The organism is Sphingobium sp. GW456-12-10-14-TSB1 (genome assembly GCF_059424385.1).
Window position 1 is genome coordinate 481,603 of the sequence record NZ_JBWKZI010000001.1, and the last position, 21,281, is coordinate 502,883.

Below are 21,281 nucleotides of genomic sequence, written 5' to 3' on the forward strand. Positions count from 1 at the left end.
CTCCTTATTCGCCAGCGGCTTCTTCGCGGCGCGGGCCACGGTCGCCACGATCTTCGCGCGGACCACGATCGCCGCGGTCACCACGGGGGCCGCGATCGCCACGGTCGGGGCGGTCCTGCTTGCGCATCATGACCGACTGGCCAGCTTCCAGCTCATCGACCTTGACGGTCATGTAGCGGATGATGTCTTCGTTGATCTGCGTCTGGCGCTCCAGTTCCGCGATCACGCCGCCGGGGGCGTCGATGTTCAGCATCACATAGTGAGCCTTGCGGTTCTTGGCGATCTTGTAGGCGAGCGAACGCAGGCCCCAAGTTTCGATCTTGGTAACCTTGCCGTTATTTTCTTCCACGATCTTGGTGGCGTTTTCCGCCAGAGCGTCCACCTGCGCCTGTGCCAGATCCTGGCGCGCAAGGAACACATGCTCGTAAAGAGCCATGATGCTACCTTCTTCTGTTGGCCGATTGCTGACGCCCACCCCATGTGGAACGCCCCTCCGGCTATCGTCTTTCATGCTCCGCAAGCGGGCCGAGTCACCTCTGGTCCGATGCGAAGGCGCGCCTATGGCGGAAAGGCGGGGGAAAGGCAAGGGCGTGTGAGGTAAATCCATCCGTTCGGGCTGAGCTTGTCGAAGCCTTGTCCTTTCTTCTATCCCCGTAGAGAAGAACGACAGCACTTCGACAGGCTCAGTGCGAACGGTTGAGAGGTTAGCTTATGGCGGTCGGAATTGCAGCACTATCCCTGATCCTGCTGATGATCGCCGCCTATCGGGGGATGAGCGTCATCATCATGGCGCCATTGCTGGCGATGCTGGCGGTGTTGCTGACCGATCCCGCGGCTGTCCCCGCCGCCTTTTCCGGGCTGTTCATGGAAAAGGTGGCGAGTTTCCTCAAACTCTATTTTCCCGTGTTTCTGCTGGGCGCCTTGTTCGGCAAGCTGGTCGAGATTTCTGGCTTTTCCCGCGCGATCGTGACGGCGGTGATCGGCATTGTCGGGGCGGGGCGGGCGATTCCGGCGATCATGGCGGTCACCGCGCTGCTGACCTATGGCGGGGTGTCGGTGTTCGTCGCGGTGTTCGCCGTCTATCCCTTCGCCGCCGAAATGTTCCGCCGGGCTGACATCCCCAAGCGGCTGGTCCCGGCGACGATCGGGCTGGGGGCGATTACTTTCACCATGGATGCGCTGCCCGGCACGCCGCAGATCCAGAATATCATTCCGACCAGCTTTTTTGGCACAACGTCCTGGGCCGCGCCGGTGCTGGGGCTGATCGGGTCGGCCTGTATCGCGGCGATGGGGCTGACATATCTGGGCTGGCGGCGGCGCGCGATGATGGCGGCGGGGGAGGGCTATGGCGCACCGGAAACGCTGGTGAACGAGCCGGAGCCGGTTGACGCTTCGGTCACGGTGCATCCGCTGGTCGCGCTGCTCCCGTTGCTGGTTGTGGGGGTCGGCAATCTGCTGCTGACCATGGCGATTCCGCGCTGGGTGAGCGGTGACGTCATCACCCTGTCGCTGGTCGGCATGGCCGAGCCGGTCGAGGTCAAGGTGGCGCAGGTGTCGGCGCTCTGGGCCGTCGAGGGCGCGTTGCTGATGGGCATCGCAACGATATTGGCGTTTGCCTATCGGACGGTGGCGAAGCGTTTTGCCGAAGGATCGAAGGCGGCGGTCGGCGGCGCCCTGCTGGCGGGGATGAACACGGCGGTCGAATATGGTTTTGGCGCAGTGATCGCGGCGCTGCCCGGTTTCCTGATCGTCAAGGAAGCCTTGCGCGCCATCCCCGATCCCCTGATCAACGAAGCGATTACCGTCACGTCGCTGGCGGGGATTACCGGGTCGGCGTCCGGCGGACTGTCGATCGCGCTGGCGGCGATGGCGGACCAGTTCATCGCTGCGGGCGATGCCGCGGGCATATCGCGCGAAGTGCTGCACAGGGTCGCGTCGATGGCGTCGGGGGGGATGGACAGCCTGCCGCACAATGGCGCGGTCATCACCTTGCTGGCGGTGACGGGCCTGACCCATAGGCAGGCCTATAAGGATATTTTCGCGCTGACGCTGATCAAGACTGTGACGGTGTTCATCGTCATTGCGGTCTATTATCTGACCGGACTGGTCTGAAAGGACTGGTCTGGCCGGATCAGGCGGCCGGGCGATGCAGTTCGGCCGATCCCAGGAAATGGGCGCTGGTCGATGGCCCGGCGCTCGTCAGCAAGGCGGCGACCATATCCTTCAGGTTGCCGGACGGGCGGCAAGGGTCATCATAGGCCATGGCCCATTGCCCAAATTCGCGCGCCACGATCGCGCCTTCGCGCAGCTTGACTACGCCGCGATGACGGCTGTCGTCATAGATGCGGGCAAAAATGCGCTCTACCGCGTCCTTTGGACCTTCCAGTACCTGAAGGAAGCGGCGCGAGTTGAACAATAGCAGGCCGGTCACATTGTCCCGCCGATTGCGGACGGCGGCTTCGCGCGCGATGGTGGCGCAGTCGTCGGGCGTTACCGTCCCGGTGACGGTGCTGATATACATGATCTGATATAATGACATGGCCGTTCCCGATCCGCCCTCCACCCAGGGACTTGTGCCGGGCAAGCCGTTAATTTGGGGTATTTAACCTGTGTCAGGGAAGCGGGCACGCAAAAATGCCCCAGGGGAGGAGAGATCCCTGGGGCATGAAGGGGATGGATCGGCTTAGCGGATCGCGTTGCCGATGACCGCGCCGATCAGGCCGCTGGTGATGGCGATCAGCACCGCGTCGTTACCCGACTGGACCCACTGATAGCCGCGCGGCGGGGCGTTCAGGCGATAGCCGCGATAATTGTTGATAACGCGATAGTTGGTCGCCTGGCGCCGGTCGAAACGCTGGCCCTTCGCCCAGCGATGGTGGGAGGCGGCGTAGCGGTTGTTGCGCACATCCTTGCGAACCACCGTGCGCTGCTTGACCACGGTGCGGCCATTGGGCTTCTGCTTGACGACCGTGCGGGTCTGTTCCTGACGATGCGGCTGGCCATAGGCCTGCGCCTGTGCCTGGCTGCTGATGATCGGGCTGGCGACCAGGGTGGTGGTGGCCAGCGTCATGAGGATCTTCTTGAACATGTCTTGCTCCTTTGCCGTGTTCGGGCGCCCTCTGCGGCGTCGAGAACAGAGATAGGCGGCGCTTGTCGCAGCCATGTGTCGCGGAAGGGCAAAGAGTGTCGGAAATTGTAACAGATTGAGATTAAAGATGAATGTCCGTTCATCTTTGCAGCCCGCGGCGCTCTTTTTACAGGTGGGCGCCGGTCGGGCCGGTCAGCGCTATTCGTGGCGCAGCGCGTCGATGGGGTTGAGTGCGGCGGCGCGGCGGGCAGGGAAATAGCCGAACACCACGCCAATGACGGCGGAAAAGACGAAGGCGATCAGATTGACCTTCACGTCGAACATGAAGGGCACCTGCATCAGCGGCGCTATGGACCAGGAGGCGATGAGGGCGAGGAAGAGGCCGATCACCCCGCCAAGGCAGGACAGCACGATCGCTTCGACCAGAAACTGCATCAGCACTTCGCCCGCGACCGCCCCGATGGCCAGCCGGATGCCGATTTCGCGGGTGCGTTCGGTCACGGAGACCAGCATGATGTTCATGATGCCGATACCGCCGACCAGCAGGGATATGGCCGCCACTGCGCCAACAATTTGCGTGAGGATGGTGGTGGTACCGGTCAGCGTGTCGCTGATCTGCTTGGTGTCGAATACGTTGAAATTATCCTCGCTGCCTGCCTTGATCTGGCGTCGTTCGCGCATCAGGTCTTCCAGGCTGTTCTGCACGGTCGACGTGTCATAGGCATCGTCCACCGCGATCATGATCTGGCTGATGTCGCGATTGCCGGTGAAGCGGCGCTGGACGAATTTGATCGGCATGACGACGACGTCGTCCTGATCGCCAAAGCCGCCCTGGCCGCGCGTCGCGAGTGCGCCGATCACCTGGCAGGACACGCCCTTGATCCGCATCCGCTGGCCGATGGGATCGGCATTCTGGAACAGGTTGGTGCGTACCGTATTGCCAATGATGCAGACCGGGCGACCGGCTTGTTCCTCTTCCGGCATGAACAGGCGACCGCTGGTCAGCTTCCAGCTTTGCACCTCGAAATAGGCGGCGGTGGTGCCATAGATGGTGGTGGACCAGTTATTGCCTTCATAAATGGCGGTGCCGCTCGACTGGGCCATGGGCGCAACCGCGCGGACGCCGGTCAGCTGGTTTTCGATCGCGGTCAGATCGGCAGGCTTGAAGTCGGGCGGGCGTGGCCCGCCGCCGCCGCGGCCAAAGCCCTGGCCGGGGCGCAATTGCAGCACATTGGCGCCCAGCGAACTAATCTGTTCGCGCACGGCCGCGGTCGCGCCATTGCCCAGAGTCACCATGGTGACGACGGCGGCGACCCCGATGATGATGCCCAGCGTCGTCAGGAAGCTGCGCAGCTTGTGCCGGTTGATCGCCCGGAAGGCGAGGATGACGGTGGTGCCTAGCATGACGATCCTTTCCTCTCCCCAGCGGGGAGAGGGATGCGGAGACTTGGCAGCTTGCTGCCTAGTCGTAGCTGGGAGAGGGGAAGAGCCAAAGGCTGCGTCCGGTTCCCTCTTCCAACTTCGCCTAACCCGCTGCGCGGGCAAGGCTGTGTATCCTTCTCCCCCCGGGGAGAAGGTTTGACCTGTGCGCAACTCACGCCGCCAGCCCCTTTTCGATCCGTTCGACCAGCCCGTCTCGAAAATGCACGATGGTGCGGGCAAAGGCTGCCATGTCGGGTTCGTGGGTCACCATCAGCACGGTGATGCCGCTGTTCCGGTTGAGATCGGTTAGCAATTCCATGATTTCGACCGATCGTTCGGAATCGAGATTGCCGGTCGGTTCGTCGGCCAGCAGCACGTCGGGGCTGGTGACGATGGCACGGGCGATGGCGACGCGCTGTTGCTGGCCGCCTGACAGTTCGGCGGGTGTATGATCCCACCATTGTTTGAGGCCGACCTTGTCTAGCGCGGCCATCCCCAGTTCGTAACGGGTCTTTTTGTCCTCGCCACGATAGAGCAGGGGCAGTTCGACATTTTCGAGCGCGCTGGTGCGGGACAGCAGGTTGAACCCCTGAAACACGAAGCCGAGATAGCGGCGGCGGAGCAGCGCGCGCTGGTCGCGGTCGAGCCGTTCGACATGATGGCCCTTGAACAGGAATTCGCCGCCCGATGGCACGTCGAGGCAGCCAAGGATGTTCATCGTCGTCGATTTGCCGGAACCGGACGGCCCCATGACCGCGACGAAATCGCCCTGCGCGATGTCGAGGTCGATGCCCTTCAACGCCTGAAATTCGGTCGCACCGCTGCCGTAGATTTTGGTGACGCCGCGCAGGGTGATGATGGGGTCCGCAGGCATGGCGATCAGGGCTTGGCCGTCACGGGGGCGGTTTGCGGCGCGGCGTCGCCCGAATTGCCGAGCTTGCCCACGGTCGCGGGCGTGCCGTCGGTCGCCGGGTTGCGCGGCGCGCTGTCCTTGCGTGGCGCGCGCTGGTCCGCGCCGGTGCGCGCCTGATCTTCGGCTGGCGGTTCCTGGCCCGCCGCCAATTGCCCGGTGATGACGCGCATGCCCGGTTTCAGGTCGCCCCCGGTGATGACGGTGCGCGACCCGTCGCTGGCGCCGACGACGACCTGTATCGCCTTGGGCTTGCCGTCTTCGCCCACGACATAGACAGTCTGGCTGCTGCCCGCGCCGAAGCTGACTTCGCGGGTGGGGCGATTGCCGCGGCGGCGGGGGATGAGCGTGCTGGTGATGCCGCCACCCCGGCCTGCGCCCGCGCTTGGCTTGAAACGCAACGCGGCGTTGGGGACGAGCAGCACGTTGCGCAATTCCTGCGTCACGATGTCGGCGGTTGCCGTCATGCCGGGGCGCAGCGTTTCATCGCTGTTGTTGACGCTCAGCACGGCTGTGTAGGCGACGACGGTGCCGGACGAGCTGCTGGCCGTGCTGGTCGTGGATGACGACGCGGTGCTGGCGCTGTTCGACCCGACATTGACCCGCGTAACCTTCGCCGGGAAATTGCGGCCAGGGAAAGCGTCGACCGCGAAGGTCGCGCTCTGGCCTTCCTTCACCTGACCCACATCAGCCTCATCGACCGAGACTTCGACCTCCATCTGGGTCAGGTCTTCGGCCAGGGTGAAGAGGACCGGGGCGTTGAGCGAGGCGGCGACGGTCTGGCCCGGTTCGATGTCGCGCGACAGGACGACGCCGTTCACTGGCGACACGATCTGGGCGATGGTCAGGTTGGTTTGCGCCGACGACAGCTGCGCGCGGGATACGTCCACCTGAGCCAGCGCCGATCGCAGCGTGGCCAGCGCGCCCTCATAATTGGCGCGGGCTGAATCGATTTCGGTTTTCGCGGGCACCTTGCCGCCCGACAGCTGGAACACGTTCAGCTGACGGTCCAGCGTCGCCTTGGCCAGCGCGACCTGCGCCTGCGCCTGCGAGACCTGCGCCTGCGCCGCCGCGACTTGTGCCCGGTTCTGGTTCACCGCGTCGACCAGGCGCCGCGTATCGAGTTCAGCGAGACGCTGGCCCTTCACGACCCGGTCATTCACATCGACATAGACGGCGGTGATCTTGCCCGATTGTTCCGACCCGACATCGACCTGATTGACGGGACGCAGATTGCCGGTGGCCGATACGCTGACGGTCAGGTCGCCCTGGCGCACTTCGCGCGTCGCATAACTGGGCTGATCCTCGCCCGCGAAACAACGGCTGACAAGCAGCACGAGCAGCAGCAGGCCGACGCCGATCGCACCGCGCACGGCCCATTTGCGCCATGGCCTGGCAGGCTTTGCCCCCAGAAATTCGTCCAGCGCCGGATCGGTGGTGGTGTCATTGCTCATCAGGGGCGGCTTTCCATGCTCTGCCAGCCGCCGCCCAGCGCATTGTAGAGCTGGGCGAGGGCAAGGATTTCGTCCGATTGCGCGCCAGCCAGGCTGTTGCGCGCATTCAAAAGGGTGGATTCGCTGTTGGACAAGGTCTGGAAGTCGGTGAGGCCCGCCTGATACTGGCTGCGCGCCAGGATCGCGGCGTTGTTCGACGCATCATAGGCGGTGGTGAACTCCGCCTTGCGCAGCCGTGCGCTGCTGAGCGCCGCCATCGCATTTTCGACATCCTCCAGCGCGCCAAGTACGCTTTGCTTATAGGCCGCGAACGCGCCATCGGTCACTGCCTTCTGCGCCCGCACCTGGGAGGCGAGGCGGCCGCCGTCGAAGATGGTCTGCGCGACATTGGCGAACACGCCGCCCGTGATCAGGCTGAACAGATCTTTGAACGCGTTGGAGGTGGTGCCGATATTGCCGTTGATGCCAAGCGAGGGATACAGCCGCGCCTGCGCCACGCCGATCCGCGCGGTAGCGGCGGCCAGCGTGCGTTCGGCGCTGCGCACGTCGGGTCGCTGGCGCAGCGTGTCGGCGGGAATGCCGGTGGCGATGTCGATCGCGGCGGTCGGAATGGGCGCGGGCGTTTCAAGCGCGCGGGTGGCGGCGCCCGGCGCCTGCCCGGTCAGCACCGCGATGCGATTGAGGCTGCCGCGCAGGCTGGCTTCGATCTGCGGGATCGACGCGCTGGTCTGCGCCAGTTGCGCGCGCGCCTGCTGCTCGTCGAGCGAGGAGACGAGGCCCGCCTGCAACCGCCAGCGGGCAATGTCATAATTGTCCTGCTGCACCTGCCGACTGTCGCGGGCGATGCGCAGCTGTTCCTGCGCCAGCCGCGCCTGCACATAATTCGTCACCAGTTCGGAAATGATCGTCATCCGCACCGTTGCCAGATCATAGCCCGATGCCGCCAGGTCCGCGCGCGCCGCTTGCGCACTGCGCGACAGTTCGCCGAACAGGTCGATCTGCCAACTGGCGTTCGCACCAGCCGAATAGCTGCTCGACCAGTTGCTGGACCCAAGGCTGATGACATTGCCGCTGCTGTCGGTGCGGGTGCCGCCTGCCTGACTGCGGTAATTCTTGCCGCCGCTGGCCGATCCGCTGAGCTGAGGCAGGAAGGACGCATTGGCCTGGACCAGCGATTCCCGCGCCTGCCGCAACCGGGCCTGCGCCTGCACTATGTCGAGATTGGCGGTGACGGCGGTATCGATCAGCGTGGACAAGGCGGGATCGTTCAGGCGCGTCCACCATTGGGCGAGGTCCGCGTCGCTGATGGGGGCGCCGCTGCCCTGATCATAGGTGGCGGGGATGCCGAGCGCGGCAGGTTGCGGCGCGCGATAGTCCGGTCCCGCCGCGCAGGCGGAGAGGGCAAGCGCCGTTCCCGTGATCCAGACAATGCGATATCGCACCTTTTCCTAGCACTCCGTCATCGTTAAAGGGGCCGTCGTCAGTCCCCCGTGAAGGGGGCAGGGTGTCGTATGCCTGCCTGCCGCAGACATGTGTATGCCTCAATGCTATTTATGTCACAAAGTGTAACACCATTGGAATTACGCGCTTTTTTTGCAGCGCTTGGGTCAGGGGATGATGAATGCGGGCTTTTCTATTTCCAGGGCAGGGCAGCCAGTCGGTCGGCATGGGCAAGGCGCTGGCCGATGCCAGCCCTGCCGCGCTTGAGCTGTTTCAGGAAGTCGATGACGCGCTGTCGCAGCATTTGTTCCGCATCATGGTCGAAGGTCCGGAAAGCGACCTGACCCTTACCGAAAACGCCCAGCCCGCGATCATGGCCAACGCGCTTGCGACGCTGCGGGTGATGCAGCGGGAGGGCGGCTTTTCGCTGAGCGACAAGGGCGATTATGTCGCGGGTCACAGCCTAGGCGAATATAGCGCGCTGTGCGCGGCGGAGGCGTTCGATATCGGCACCACCGCGCGGCTGCTCAAGCTGCGCGGTCAGGCCATGCAGGCGGCCGTGCCGGTGGGCGAAGGCGCGATGGCCGCATTGCTGGGGGCGGATATGGAAAAGGCGCAGGCGCTGGCCGACGCCGCGGCGCAGGGTGAGGTCTGCACCGTCGCCAATGACAATGATCCCTCGCAGGTGGTCATTTCCGGTCATCGCGGCGCGATCGAGCGGGCGGTGGCGATGGTCAAGGATCATGGCATCAAGCGCGGTGTGCTGCTGCCGGTATCCGCGCCCTTCCATTGCCCGCTGATGCAGCCCGCGGCCGACGCCATGCAGGACGCGCTGGCCGGGGCGGTGATCAATGCGCCGCTGCTGCCGGTCTATGCCAATGTGCTGGCCGCGCCGATCGCCGACCCGGACGAGATTCGCGCGCGGCTGGTCGAGCAGGTGACGGGCCGGGTGCGCTGGCGCGAATCCGTTGCCGCCATGTGGGAAGCGGGCGTCACCGAATTTGTCGAACTGGGCGGCAAGGTGCTGGGACCGATGGTCAAGCGCATCGCACCGGACGCCACCGTACGCAGCGTCGTGACGATGGATGACATAGAGGCCGCGCTGGCATCGCTATGAGCGCGGTCCTCACCCAGCGTGACGGGGCGGTGCTGACGGTCACGCTGAACCAGCCCGACCGGCGCAACCCGATTTCCGACCCGGCGATGGTCGACGCGCTGTGCGATCTGTTCGAAGCGGCGGATCGCGACATTTCCATCCATGTCGCAATCCTGACCGGGGCGGGCAGTGCCTTTTCGTCGGGCGGTGACCTGAACGCGATGCGGCCGGACGCTGGCGGACTGCGCGCCGGGTTGCCCGCGCAGACGCGGCGCAACTATCGCGCGGGCATCCAGCGCCTGCCCTTGCTGTTCCAGGCGATCGAACTGCCGGTGATCGCGGCGGTCAACGGCCCGGCGATCGGCGCTGGAATGGACCTGGCCTGCATGTGCGACGTGCGGATTGCTGGCCAGTCGGCGCGCTTTGCGGAAAGTTTCGTGAAACTCGGCCTGGTATCGGGCGATGGCGGCGCATGGTTGCTGCCGCGCATTGTGGGCATTTCAAAGGCATCGCAATTGTCGTTGACGGGCGAGATGATCGACGCCGCCGAAGCATTGCGCATCGGCCTGGTGAGCGAAGTCGTGCCGGACGAGGATTTGATGGCGACCGCGCGCCGACAGGCCGATGCCATCGCCGTCAACCCGCCCCATGCGACCCGCATGACCAAGCGCCTGCTGCGCGCGGCGCAGACGGCGGAGCTTTCACATATATTGGAAATGGCAGGCGCCATGCAGGCGCTGGCCCATGCGACGGCGGATCATGACGAGGCAATCGACGCCTTCTTCGACCGCCGCCCGCCGACATTCAAGGGAGACTGACATGTTCGATCTGACAGGCATGACCGCGCTGGTGACCGGCGCTTCGGGGGGGATTGGCTCTTCCATTGCCAAGGCGCTCGCCGCGCAGGGGGCGACGCTCGCGCTTTCGGGCAGCAATGAGGATAAGCTGAAGGCATTTGCGGCGGAACTGGGCGGCGATCACAAGACGATCGTCTGCAACCTCAGCGACCCGGCATCGGTCGATGCGCTGGTGCCGCAGGCTGTGGAAGCGTTGGGCGGCAAGATCGACATTCTGGTCAACAATGCCGGTGTCACCCGCGACAACCTCATCCTGCGGATGAAGGATGAGGAATGGTCGAGCGTGATCGCGATCAATCTGGAGGCCGCGTTTCGCCTCTGCCGCGCGGCGGCCAAGCCGATGATGAAGGCGCGCTTTGGCCGCATCATTTCGATCACGTCGGTCGTCGGCGTCACCGGCAATCCGGGCCAGTCCAACTATTGCGCGTCGAAGGCGGGCATTATCGGCATGTCCAAGTCGCTGGGTCAGGAACTGGCCAGCCGCGGCATCACCGTCAACTGCGTCGCGCCGGGCTTCATCCGGTCAGCGATGACCGACGCGCTCAATGATGCGCAGAAGGGCGCGATCCTCCAGAAGATACCGGCGGGCGATCTGGGCGATGGCGACGATATTGGCGCGGCGGTGGTCTATCTGGCTAGCCGTGAGGCGGGCTACGTTAATGGACAAACTCTTCATGTGAACGGCGGAATGGCCATGATCTGACGTTTGCGAGCGCGCCGTCCAGCAGGATGGCGCGCCGCGTTGCCAGAGCCAGCACGGCGATGGCGGCGATCAGGTCGACCGGGATCAGCGTCATTTCAGAGACGGCCCGGCCAAACAGCGGTGCGATCCAGGCATAGGCAAGCCATGTCGGCTCCCAGCGCAGCGGGCCGCGCTTGGCCATGTCCGCCATCATGAAGGCGATGGCCACGCCCAGCAGCACGAAATCATAATCCAGCACATAAGGCGTGCAAAGCAGAGCCGCGCTCAAGGCCGCAGCGCCGCGCACTGCCATCGACCCGCGCCGCGCCGCCAGTGCGGCCGCCGCGATCGCGATGGCGGAGACGATCGCCTGCGCGCCATAGGCGGCGGGAATCGACCCGCCCCACTGGCGCACGGCGGCGAACGGGCTCTGGATCTTTTCCCAGCCCGTCGCGCCTGCCTCTATGATGATGTGGCGTGTCAGCGGCAGGGACTCGATGAAGGCGTGCCATACCGGCCACCCCCATATCGCCAGCGTCAGCAGGCACAGGGCCGTCGTGGTCAACCCCGCCGACAGGAAGGCGCGCAGATTGCCGCGCGCCAGGATCAGCACGGGGATCAGCACGGCAAATTGCGGCTTGTAGACCAGCGCGCCGAGCAGCATCCCAGCGATCCATGGCCGCCGATCCAGCAGCAGCATCCCTGCGCCAAGCAGGCTGGCGGTCAGAAAGGCGTTCTGCCCATGGCCCAGGCACACCAGCACCACCGGCGCGCCCAGCGCGACCAGCACCGCGTCGCGATCATCGGGCAGGATGCGCCGCACCAGCGCCAGGCACAAGGTCAGGCTCAAACCCTGCCAGATCAGCAGCGCCGCGACATAGGGAAATTGCGCGAGCAGCGTGGCGATGATCAGGAAGGGCGGGGGATAGTGCCAGCCGTAAAAGGGGATGGCGTCATCATGATGCACCTTTTTCTGTACCGCGTGCTGGGTTGGCCAGTCCCATGCCTCTGGCGCGCGGCCCTGATCGGCCATCTGCCCGGCGGTCCAGACGTTGGAAAAGTCGGTCCCCAGCGGCCGCCCCAGCGAATCCACCGTGCCATGGGCGGTCGCAAACAGGGTGCAAAGGCCGATGATCGTGGCGGCCAGAACCAGCGCCGCCGTCAGCCGGACGCGCGCGCGCGTAATGAAATGGTCGGGAGCTGACGGCATGATCATGGCCCAATCCCTCCCACAAGCCGCTGAAATTTTGGTAAATGAAGCGTTGCCAGGGCGCGATGAGCGCGAATTTATTGCGGAATCATGGCCAAGCGCGAATGTGGGGGCTTGGCGGCCTTGCCTCTTGCCTGTATCGGCGCTTGGCACTAGGGCTGCCTTAACAGTTATTCAGACCCACTAACGATACCAGTCAAGAAGGACCACTCATGAGTGAGACCGCGGATCGCGTAAAGAAAATCGTCGTCGAGCATCTGGGCGTTGAAGCCGAAAAGGTGACCGAGGATGCCAGCTTCATCGACGATCTGGGCGCAGACAGCCTCGACATCGTTGAGCTGGTCATGGCGTTCGAAGAAGAATTCGGCGTCGAAATCCCGGACGATGCGGCTGAGAAGATCGGCACCGTCAAGGATGCGATCGACTATATCGACAGCAAGCAGTAAGGCGTCTTGCGGCTTGCCCCCACGGGGCGGCGGGCCGGTAATGCGTTGAGAGAAATGGCTCCTCCTGTCCGGTGATGCCGGGGTGCGGGGAGCCTTTTCGTATCTGGCGCGTCGTTCACAACTGTCGCAATTGCCGCTACAGGAACGTCAGGCGCCAACAAGGAATTTCGGAGCTAGCATATGCGTCGTGTCGTCGTAACCGGTCTTGGCATGGTGACTCCGCTTGGCGGAAATGTCGAAACCACCTGGAAGAACATCATCGCGTCCAAATCCGGCGCGGCGACGATAACCCGGTTCGACCCGACCGATTATAAGTGCCGCATCGCGTGCGAAGTGAAGCCCAAGGACCATGAATATGGCTTCGACGCCAATCTGGACGTGGACCACAAGGTCCAGCGCCAGGTCGACCTGTTCATCGTGTTCGGCATCGCGGCGGCCAGCGAGGCGCTGCGGGATGCCGGCCTGCTCGACATGAGCGAGGAAGAAAGGCTGCGCGCGGGGTGTTCGATCGGATCGGGCATTGGCGGCCTGCCGGGCATCGAAAGCGAATCGCTGGTGCTGGCGAACAAGGGGCCGGGCCGGGTCAGCCCGCATTTTGTCCATGGCCGCCTGATCAACCTGATCTCCGGCCAGGTCAGCATCAAATATGGCCTGATGGGGCCGAACCATGCCGTCGTCACCGCCTGTTCGACCGGCGCCCATTCGATCGGCGACGCGGCGCGGATGATCGCGATGGACGACGCAGACGTCATGCTGGCGGGCGGCGCGGAAAGCGCGATCTGCCCGATCGGAATCGCCGGCTTCTCGCAGGCGCGCGCGCTCAGCACCGGCTTCAACGACGATCCGACCCGCGCGAGCCGCCCCTATGACGTCAACCGCGACGGTTTCGTCATGGGCGAAGGCGCTGGCGTGGTCGTGCTGGAGGAATATGAGCGGGCCAAGGCGCGCGGCGCGAAAATCTACGCCGAAGTGGTGGGCTATGGCCTGTCGGGCGACGCCTATCACGTCACCGCGCCCCATCCCGAAGGCTCCGGCGCGTTCCGCTCCATGGCGATGGCGCTCAAAAAGTCGGGCCTCAGCCTTGAAGATATCGACTATGTGAACGCGCATGGCACGTCGACGCCGCTGGGTGACGAGCTGGAACTGGGGGCGGTCCGTCGCCTGTTTGGCGACCAGATCAGCGCCATGTCGATGAGCTCGACCAAATCGGCGATCGGTCATTTGCTGGGCGGCGCGGGCGCGGTGGAAAGCATTTTCTGCATCCTGGCGATGCGCGATGGCATCGTGCCGCCGACGCTGAACCTGGATGAGCCGAGCGAGAGCTGCAAGGGCGTCGATCTGGTTCCCCATGTCGCCAAGCAGCGCAAGGTGCGCGCGGTGCTGAACAATTCGTTCGGCTTTGGCGGCACCAATGCCTCGCTCATCATGAAGGCGCTCTGAGGCGGTTTTGAAATCCTCCCCTTGTAGGCAGGGGAATTGCATCTGACTTTGCGTTATCTCTTCAACGTCATCCTGAACTTGTTTCAGGATCCATCGCGCCCCAAGAGCCGCCGCTCGTGACGAGAAATGGATTCTGAAACAAGTTCAGCATGACGAAGTAGAATGAGGTGCGTTCCATATGCGATAGTCCTCTCCTCGCAGGAGAGAATTTGGCGGTAATGGATATTCTCTTACTGCGGATTGGGCGGTTGTAATGATGGCGAGACGATCCGGCGCAAATCCGATGCAGAAGTTCGGCTGTATCATTCTGCTGATCGGCCTGGCCGTCGCTGCCTTTATCGCCTTCCGCTTCGTTGCGGGCTGGACCGAGCAAGGCCCGGCGAAGCAGGACATCAGCATCGTGGTGCCGGAGGGGGCGACGCTGTCCGACGCGGCAGTGCTGCTCAAGCGGTCTGGCGCGGTGCTGTCCGCAGACGCCTTTCTGACGCGGGCCAAGATATTTGGCGGCGGCAAGTCGATCAAGGCGGGCGAATTCATCATCCCCGCCGGTGCCAGCAACAGCGACATTCTATCGATCCTGCAAGGCGGCAAGACGCTGACCCGCCTGATCACCATCCCCGAAGGGATGCCGTCCATCCTGGTGCATGAGCGGCTGATGGCCAACGACCAGCTGACCGGCGATATAAAGGTGCCGGACGAAGGCAGCGTGCTGCCCGACAGCTATGCCTTCGACAAGGGCGAGAGCCGCGCGGCGGTGCTGGCGCGGATGCAGGCGGCGATGGACAAGGAACTGGCGAAGCTATGGGCCGAACGGGCGCCGAACACGGTCGCCAAAAGCCCGCGAGAGGCCATCATCCTGGCCAGCATCGTCGAAAAGGAAACCGCCCTGCCGTCCGAACGGCAGATGGTGGCCGGCGTCTACAGCAACCGGCTGCGCACCAACATGATGTTGCAGGCCGACCCCACGATCATCTACCCGATCACGCGCGGCAAGCCGTTGGGCCGCCGCATCCGCAAATCGGAGATTGCGGCGGTCAACGATTACAATACCTATGCGATGGTTGGCCTGCCTAAGGGACCGATCGCCAATCCGGGGCGCCTGTCGATCGCCGCCGTGCTGCATCCGGCGGAGACCAAGGCGCTCTATTTCGTCGCGGATGGCAAGGGCGGGCACATCTTCGCCGATACCTATCAGCAGCATAATGAAAATGTGCGCAAATGGTTTGAGATCAGGCGGTCCAGAGGCGAATTGTAACCCTGTCCGCATCCCGGATCGTGGCCGGGATGCGGTTGGCATGTCCATAATCTTTATCGCCTGCGCGTGGCGCCAATGGGCGATCCGGCGCTGCTGATCAGCGCAGCACGCCCTTGCCCACCAGATTGCGAGCATAGAGCAGTTGGATGATGGCCATCACCACGATGAACGCTGGAAATGCGATGACCGATGGTCCCTTCAATGCCAGCAGATCGGTGCCAAGGAAGGTATAGCCAAACTGGACGACGACAGCGATCAGCGAGAGCAGGAACAGGCTCGCGGCGGTCGCCTTCTTCATCAGCAGCAGAACAGCCCCCAGCGTGCCTGCACCCACGGCGATGGCATAGGCGATCCAAACCCAGGCCGGCATGGCGGCGAACGCCTGTGCGGTAACCGGATCGGACTTGGCCAATTCGGTCAGGTCAGCGGTATATTGCATGGCAAAGGCAGCCAGTCCCATCAGGTTCCACAACAAAAGGACGATGGCGATGACGATAAAATATCGCGGCATATTCATGATCCAATCCCCTCCCTCTATGACGTGTCCCGTTGCAGGGGCGTCATGGACTGATCATATACGTGTGAAGGGCCGCGCGGAAGCGGCGAGACATGGAAGGACATGAACCATGCTGGGACGATCCGTACCGAATATAACCCTCAAGACCCGCGTGCGCGACGAGAGCGTCGAGGGACCGAACCCGTTTCGCTGGGAGGATGTGCATACCGGCGACCTTTTCGCCGGCAAGCGGGCGGTGGTGTTTTCTCTGCCCGGCGCGTTCACGCCCACCTGTTCGACCGAACAATGCCCCGCCTTCGAACGCTATTATGATGATTTCAAGGCGCTGGGCGTGGATGATGTCTATTGCGTGTCGGTCAACGATGCCTTCGTCATGTTCCAGTGGGGCAAGCATCTGGGCGTCAGCAATGTGAAGCTGCTGCCGGACGGATCGGGTGATTTCACGCGCCGCATGGGCATGTTGATCAAGAAAAATCATCTGGGTTTTGGTGACCGCAGTTGGCGCTATGCGATGGTCGTGGACGACGGCAAGGTCGTCGCCTGGTTCGAGGAGCCGGGGATCAACGATATGGGCGAAGATGACGACCCCTATGGCGAAACCCGGCCAGAACCCGTGCTGGACTGGCTGAAGGCGCATCCCGCCGGGTGAGCGCCCCGATTATCGTCAGCGCCCTGATGGGCGCGGCGGACTTTGCCTGGGCGGATGGATTGCGCCGCGCGCATTTTCCGCCCGACCGCAATGTCCTGTCCGCGCACATCACCCTGTTCCATCATCTGCCGCCTTCCGCGCTGGCGGAGGTAAGCGCGCGCATCAAGGCGCTATGCCGTGGCCCCGCGCCAGCCGCGCGACTGAGCGAGGTGATGCTGCTGGGGCAGGGGGTGGCCTTTCGGATCGACAGTCCGCAACTGTCGGCGATGCGCGACGAACTGGCCGACGCCTTCACTGGCCTGCTGACGCCGCAGGACCAGGCCCGACCGCGCCTGCATGTGACGGTGCAAAATAAAGTGAAGCCGGCAGAGGCCAAAGCGCTGGCGGAGGCCCTGCGCGCGGATTTCCAGCCGCGCCCGTTCGTCATCGCGGGCCTTGCCGCCTGGCATTATCGCGGCGGTCCGTGGGAACTGGCCATGAAGGCAAGTTTCCGCGGGTAGGGGACTTATCGCCCAATCCGTTCGGGCTGAGCCTGTCGAAGCCCAGCCCTTCTTCGCCAGGAAGAACGCCCCTTCGGCACGCTCAGGGCGAACGGATCGTTATTTCGGTAGCTGGCGTTTCAGGCCAACCCGACTTCCTTCAACGGCACACTCGCATCCGCCAGTTGCTCCGGATCGAGCGCCGCGCCAGCCAGCACATGCGCGCGGCCCTGGACATAATCCTTGACCATATTGACGCAATCCAGCGCGATCACCTTGCCGCCCTTGAGATATACTATCGAGAAGCTGCGCGCAGCCGGATCGCCACGCAGGATCGTCTGGTCATAACCGGTCGAAAGGCCGACGGTCTGGAGTTTCAGATCATATTGGTTCGACCAGAACCATGGCACCGCGTTATAGGCTTCTTCCTTGCCCATGATGTGCGCCACGGCGGTCTTGGCCTGGTCATTGGCGTTCTGCACCGATTCCACGCGCATCTGCGCGCCGCCCGCAAAGCGGTTGGCATGGGCGGCGCAATCGCCCACGGCATAAATGTCGGGCAGGCTGGTGCGGCAATATTCGTCGACATCCACGCCATTGCCCCCCGCAGCGCCCGCCGCGATCAGCGGGCCGGTTTCGGGGATGATGCCAATGCCCACGATGACCATGTCGGTGACGATCCGCTCACCATCGGCCATCAGCACGGCCGTTGCCTTGCCGTCTGTGACTTCGATGCAATCCATCCGCGCGCCGGTGCGCAGGTCGACGCCATGGGCGCGATGTTCCGCTTCGTAAAAGCGCGACAGTTCCTCGCCCGCGACCCGCGCCAGCACCCGGTCGAGCGCTTCCAGAAGCACGACCTTCTTGCCGAATTTGGACAGGACGGCGGCGGCTTCCAGCCCGATATAACCACCGCCGATGATGGTCACATGATTGATGCTGTCGATCTTCGCCATCATCGCATCGACATCGTCGCGACGGCGCACGGCATGGACATTGGCCGCATCCGCCCCGTTGCAGGTCAACATCCGGGGATTGCCGCCGGTGCACCAGATCAGCTTGTTATAGCCGATTTCCTGATCCCCTACGGTCACGAACTTGCCAACGGGATCGACGCTCTTCACGCGGCGGCCCAGCAGCATGTCGACATTGCGCTCACCCCAGAAGGCGGCGGGACGGATCAGGATGCGGTCGAAGCTCTTGTCGCCTGCGAAATATTCCTTCGACAGCGGCGGACGTTCGTAGGGCGGGTCCTTTTCGTCGCCGATCATCGCGACGGAGCCTTCAAAGCCCGACTGACGCAGGGAAATCGCCGCCTGTGCTCCCGCATGGCCTGCGCCCACAATCAATACGTCATAATAGCTCATTGGCCCGCTATCCTCTTTATCCCCATTGCGCCGCTGATTGGCGCGCTTTGCCGGTGGTGGCAAGGGCGATGTGCGGCAATTGCGGTCAAAAGAGCGACGTCCGTGCTGCGCCCCCGCGCTGTTCCGACTCCGAATTGTGGCGCTTTGATCGCTCCGTAAGGGCGCTAAGGCGTCGAAAATGTCGGCAGGCCAGACCCGCGCAGGAAGCAGGTCATCGCGCCGATACAGAACATCGGTCGATTCGCGTTTCCACGCCTGCGGGGATCGCTCGCGGGTTGCTTTCCCGCTTAACGCGCGGCGGCGAGCATGACCCGCTGCGCCAGGTCCGATCCTTCGGGCAACTGCGCGACCAGCGCCAGGCTGCCATCGGCTTCGCGCCGTGCGACGACAATCGCCAGCCCGTCTGTGTCCGTGGCCAGGGCCTGCGGATCGATGGCAGCGGCGGCTTTCATCGCGTTTCGCGCCGTTTCGCGCTTGTCGGGGCGCGGCGGCGCCTCGGCTCGGCGCAACGCCCGCTCGTCGCGCACCAGCGCCTTGAGCCCGCCTGCATAGTTTGACAGATGGTCGGCCAGCATGCCCACGCCCAGGCCCAGGGCACGGCCATGGTCCAGAACAGTCGCATATTCGGTGATCCGCGTCTTGTCATATCCGGCGCCGAAAACCAGCTTGATGATCGCGGTCATCGGGCTGCGCGCCTGCACCTTGATGCCGCAATCGGCCAGCAGTTCGGCATAGTCGTCGGGCCGCGCCTGCGCCACCAGCGCAAAATCATAGGCCAGGCCGATCGCGCGATAGAGCGCGGCATGGCTGCGCGCTTCGCTGGTACGGAACTGGTCGGCACCGTCGCGAGCCAGCGCCAGCCAGTCGGCGAGCGGCGCGTCATCGGTCGGGCTTTCCATGCCGGACAGGTCCAGCGGCTCTTCATCGAGCGAAGCGACGGGCATGGGGGCGGAAGGAGCAGCGGAAGGGGGGAGGGGGGCAGCATCGACCGCGTCATCGACCGTGTCGCCGCCCGCCGGGCCATCTGCCCATACGGGCACGTTCGTCGGCGCTGGCATGATGCTGGACAGCGCCGCGCTGACTTCCAGTTCCAGCGCCTGCCGCTCGTCGCGGCTGGCCAGTTCCTTCCAGTTGATCACGCCGAACACGAAATCGATCGTCTCGTCATCGGACGAAAAGGGCATCAATATGCCGCGATATAATATCTCTGCATCGCGCTGGTTGACGAATTCGGCTTCGAATCCGATGGGCGCGGCATTGGCGATAATCTGGAGATAATGATCGGTCAGCCGCGACAGCAGCGACCGGGCGGGTACATCATTGATATAGCTGATGGACCCGTCAATTTCGCACTCCTGCCGCAAGGCGGAGCCGAGATATACGATGGCGGGATTGTCGAGCCCGGTGGAAAAATCCAGCAATACGCTGTGCGGGCCGAAATCTTCCAACTGGTCAGGCGACAGATCCTCGATCGATGGCAGGGTGCGATCCCCCAGCAGCGACGCCCAGTAATTATAGGCGCGCACCTGCATCCGCCGCTCGTCCGATACCACCGTCAACGGTGCGTCGATCGCCGCATCATCGGCATAATCGAAATCGTCCTGGTCGTTGGCGACGTCATGCCCCCGCAGAGTGTCCATCCGGTCCGTCCCTATTTCAGGCAAAATTCTGCCTCTTTGGGACTCGACAGTGGCATCGGATGGTAAATTTGCCGTAAAGATGGCAGCGCCGAACGGCCATATGCCGTGCCGCCTGCAAAAAGACCGACCCGACAATGCAATTGCCCGCTTGTCCTAAGGCCCAACCACTGTTATCTGCCCGCCGCAACGCCGCTTTAGCTCAGTTGGTAGAGCATCGCATTCGTAATGCGGGGGTCACAGGTTCGAGTCCTGTAAGCGGCACCAGAACCGCCCTTTTCGAGGGGCCTGAAACCTCGAAAAACCCCTGAAAAACTGGTATAATTGGGCATCGGCTTTCCGGTGTCGTTTGCTCCTGTCCACCCTTATCCGGGTGATTTGGGGGCCTCGAATTGGGGGCCTTTTTGACATTTTTGAGTCGAGGCCCCCAGATGCTTACAACGGTTCAGATCAATGCCCTCAAACCCAGGGAGAAGCCCTACAAGGTTGCTGACGAGAAGGGTCTGTACCTGTTGGTCTCGCCATCGGGCTCCTATCTGTGGCGGGTGAAGTTCCGGTTTCACGGCATTGAGAAGAAGATGGCGCTCGGGCGCTATCCCGATGTGAGCCTGAAGGAGGCGCGCAAGAAGTGTGATGAAGCGCGCGAGCAGTTGAGCGGAGGGCAGGACCCTTTGGCGGTTCGTTTGCAGGCGAAGGTGGAGGCCGAATTGGCGGCCCGCACCACATTCCGAGTAGTGGCAGACGAGTTCATCGAAAAGATGGAGCGGGAGGCGAAGGCCCCTGCCACTCTCAAGAAGGCGCGATGGTTTCGCGACCTGCTTGATCCCTCCATCGGACATCGGCCGATAGCCGACATTACCGCCCATGAGCTTCTCCAGTCGCTCAAGCGCTTGGAGCGGAAAGGTCATCATGAATCGGCTATCCGTCTCCGTTCATTTTCCGGGCGCATTTTCCGCTATGCGGTTGCTACGCTGCGGGCTCAGCACAATCCGGCAGACATCCTGCGAGGCGCGCTCACCACGCCGAAGGTAAAGCATCACGCCGCATTGCTCGATCCGGTGAAGGTCGGCGAACTTCTCCGCGCGATCGACGGCTATGGCGGCAAGATCGAAACTCGGATTGCTCTGCAGCTTGCTCCTCATGTCTATTTGAGGCCGGGCGAGTTGCGGAAGGGTGTCAAACGGCGTTCAAAAGGGACCCCCGATCGGCGTCGAAGAGGGACCCCCTTTTCAGATAATATGATGCTGGTTTGTTGAAGATGGCCTTGCGCTGCGTGCGGCGGAGGGCGGGCGTAGCCCGACCGGAGGCGCGCGCAGCGCAAGATAGATTTTT

At 63.4% G+C, this 21,281-nt stretch carries 21 protein-coding genes and 1 tRNA gene; 11 read left to right on the top strand and 11 right to left on the bottom strand.

Going from position 1 to position 21,281, the window contains the following annotated elements; translation table 11 throughout:
• Positions 1-4 precede the first annotated feature (4 nt).
• Positions 5-436, bottom strand: coding sequence for a 30S ribosomal protein S6 (rpsF, locus tag AC07X9_RS02440; RefSeq protein WP_017182072.1), 432 nt, complete (start codon positions 434-436; stop codon positions 5-7).
• Positions 437-711: 275 nt separating this feature from the next.
• Between rpsF and AC07X9_RS02445 the strand changes: the two genes are divergently transcribed.
• Positions 712-2,112: a GntP family permease gene (locus AC07X9_RS02445; RefSeq protein WP_017182073.1), complete on the top strand. Its 1,401-nt coding sequence runs from the start codon at positions 712-714 to the stop codon at positions 2,110-2,112.
• Between the two features lie 19 nt (positions 2,113-2,131).
• On the opposite strand, the gene AC07X9_RS02450 is transcribed toward AC07X9_RS02445, so the two are convergent.
• The 6 genes from AC07X9_RS02450 to AC07X9_RS02475 form a co-directional block, all read right to left on the bottom strand.
• Positions 2,132-2,539, bottom strand: a complete 408-nt coding sequence (locus AC07X9_RS02450; protein ID WP_241763600.1) for a BLUF domain-containing protein — start codon at positions 2,537-2,539, stop codon at positions 2,132-2,134.
• 144 nt (positions 2,540-2,683) lie between these two features.
• Complete coding sequence (locus AC07X9_RS02455; protein WP_017182075.1) at positions 2,684-3,088, bottom strand: RcnB family protein; 405 nt, start codon at positions 3,086-3,088, stop codon at positions 2,684-2,686.
• Positions 3,089-3,286: 198 nt separating this feature from the next.
• Positions 3,287-4,492, bottom strand: a complete 1,206-nt coding sequence (locus AC07X9_RS02460; protein WP_017182076.1) for an ABC transporter permease — start codon at positions 4,490-4,492, stop codon at positions 3,287-3,289.
• Positions 4,493-4,682: 190 nt separating this feature from the next.
• Positions 4,683-5,384, bottom strand: a complete 702-nt coding sequence (locus AC07X9_RS02465) for an ABC transporter ATP-binding protein (RefSeq protein WP_017182077.1) — start codon at positions 5,382-5,384, stop codon at positions 4,683-4,685.
• Positions 5,385-5,389: 5 nt separating this feature from the next.
• Positions 5,390-6,874 (bottom strand): efflux RND transporter periplasmic adaptor subunit, encoded by a 1,485-nt coding sequence (locus AC07X9_RS02470; protein WP_017182078.1) that lies wholly within the window; start codon positions 6,872-6,874, stop codon positions 5,390-5,392.
• Positions 6,874-8,316, bottom strand: coding sequence for an efflux transporter outer membrane subunit (locus AC07X9_RS02475; RefSeq protein WP_086485437.1), 1,443 nt, complete (start codon positions 8,314-8,316; stop codon positions 6,874-6,876). The genes AC07X9_RS02470 and AC07X9_RS02475 overlap by 1 nt, the downstream gene beginning before the upstream one ends.
• Positions 8,317-8,495: 179 nt before the next feature.
• Here AC07X9_RS02475 and fabD point away from each other — a divergent pair, with 179 nt between their 5' ends.
• From fabD to fabG, 3 genes are read left to right on the top strand one after another with little or no spacing between them, the layout of a single operon-like run.
• Positions 8,496-9,431 (top strand): ACP S-malonyltransferase, encoded by a 936-nt coding sequence (fabD, locus tag AC07X9_RS02480; protein ID WP_017182080.1) that lies wholly within the window; start codon positions 8,496-8,498, stop codon positions 9,429-9,431.
• Positions 9,428-10,228 (top strand): crotonase/enoyl-CoA hydratase family protein, encoded by an 801-nt coding sequence (locus AC07X9_RS02485; RefSeq protein ID WP_017182081.1) that lies wholly within the window; start codon positions 9,428-9,430, stop codon positions 10,226-10,228. The genes fabD and AC07X9_RS02485 overlap by 4 nt, the downstream gene beginning before the upstream one ends.
• A gap of 1 nt (position 10,229) precedes the next feature.
• The gene (gene fabG, locus AC07X9_RS02490) at positions 10,230-10,970 is read left to right on the top strand and encodes a 3-oxoacyl-[acyl-carrier-protein] reductase (RefSeq protein WP_017182082.1); all 741 of its coding nucleotides are present in this window, start codon (positions 10,230-10,232) and stop codon (positions 10,968-10,970) included.
• Here fabG and AC07X9_RS02495 read toward each other — a convergent pair.
• Positions 10,924-12,165, bottom strand: coding sequence for a glycosyltransferase family 87 protein (locus tag AC07X9_RS02495; protein WP_017182083.1), 1,242 nt, complete (start codon positions 12,163-12,165; stop codon positions 10,924-10,926). The genes fabG and AC07X9_RS02495 overlap by 47 nt on opposite strands.
• A 206-nt stretch (positions 12,166-12,371) precedes the next feature.
• Between AC07X9_RS02495 and AC07X9_RS02500 the strand changes: the two genes are divergently transcribed.
• From AC07X9_RS02500 to mltG, 3 genes are all read left to right on the top strand, one after another.
• On the top strand, positions 12,372-12,605 hold the full coding sequence (locus tag AC07X9_RS02500) for an acyl carrier protein (protein ID WP_006950224.1): 234 nt from the start codon (positions 12,372-12,374) through the stop codon (positions 12,603-12,605).
• 180 nt (positions 12,606-12,785) lie between these two features.
• Positions 12,786-14,045 (top strand): beta-ketoacyl-ACP synthase II, encoded by a 1,260-nt coding sequence (fabF, locus tag AC07X9_RS02505; RefSeq protein ID WP_017182084.1) that lies wholly within the window; start codon positions 12,786-12,788, stop codon positions 14,043-14,045.
• A gap of 283 nt (positions 14,046-14,328) precedes the next feature.
• Positions 14,329-15,300, top strand: a complete 972-nt coding sequence (gene mltG, locus AC07X9_RS02510; RefSeq protein ID WP_017182085.1) for an endolytic transglycosylase MltG — start codon at positions 14,329-14,331, stop codon at positions 15,298-15,300.
• Positions 15,301-15,397: 97 nt separating this feature from the next.
• On the opposite strand, the gene AC07X9_RS02515 is transcribed toward mltG, so the two are convergent.
• Entirely contained in the window at positions 15,398-15,817 is a 420-nt protein-coding gene (locus AC07X9_RS02515) for a hypothetical protein (RefSeq protein ID WP_017182086.1), read from the bottom strand.
• A gap of 109 nt (positions 15,818-15,926) precedes the next feature.
• Here AC07X9_RS02515 and AC07X9_RS02520 point away from each other — a divergent pair, with 109 nt between their 5' ends.
• Together AC07X9_RS02520 and AC07X9_RS02525 are read left to right on the top strand one after the other, a co-directional pair.
• Entirely contained in the window at positions 15,927-16,466 is a 540-nt protein-coding gene (locus tag AC07X9_RS02520) for a peroxiredoxin (RefSeq protein WP_086485438.1), read from the top strand.
• The gene (locus AC07X9_RS02525; RefSeq protein ID WP_017182088.1) at positions 16,463-16,966 is read left to right on the top strand and encodes a 2'-5' RNA ligase family protein; all 504 of its coding nucleotides are present in this window, start codon (positions 16,463-16,465) and stop codon (positions 16,964-16,966) included. Before AC07X9_RS02520 ends, AC07X9_RS02525 begins: the two co-directional genes overlap by 4 nt.
• Before the next feature lie 119 nt (positions 16,967-17,085).
• On the opposite strand, the gene AC07X9_RS02530 is transcribed toward AC07X9_RS02525, so the two are convergent.
• Both AC07X9_RS02530 and AC07X9_RS02535 read right to left on the bottom strand, forming a co-directional pair.
• Positions 17,086-18,312: an NAD(P)/FAD-dependent oxidoreductase gene (locus AC07X9_RS02530; RefSeq protein WP_017182089.1), complete on the bottom strand. Its 1,227-nt coding sequence runs from the start codon at positions 18,310-18,312 to the stop codon at positions 17,086-17,088.
• Positions 18,313-18,599: 287 nt separating this feature from the next.
• Positions 18,600-19,952, bottom strand: a complete 1,353-nt coding sequence (locus AC07X9_RS02535) for a PAS domain-containing protein (protein WP_017182090.1) — start codon at positions 19,950-19,952, stop codon at positions 18,600-18,602.
• A gap of 188 nt (positions 19,953-20,140) precedes the next feature.
• On the opposite strand from AC07X9_RS02535, the gene AC07X9_RS02540 reads away from it, so the two are divergent.
• A tRNA-Thr gene (locus AC07X9_RS02540) sits at positions 20,141-20,216 on the top strand.
• 137 nt (positions 20,217-20,353) lie between these two features.
• Complete coding sequence (locus AC07X9_RS02545) at positions 20,354-21,205, top strand: tyrosine-type recombinase/integrase (RefSeq protein WP_254908026.1); 852 nt, start codon at positions 20,354-20,356, stop codon at positions 21,203-21,205.
• Positions 21,206-21,281 lie beyond the last annotated feature (76 nt).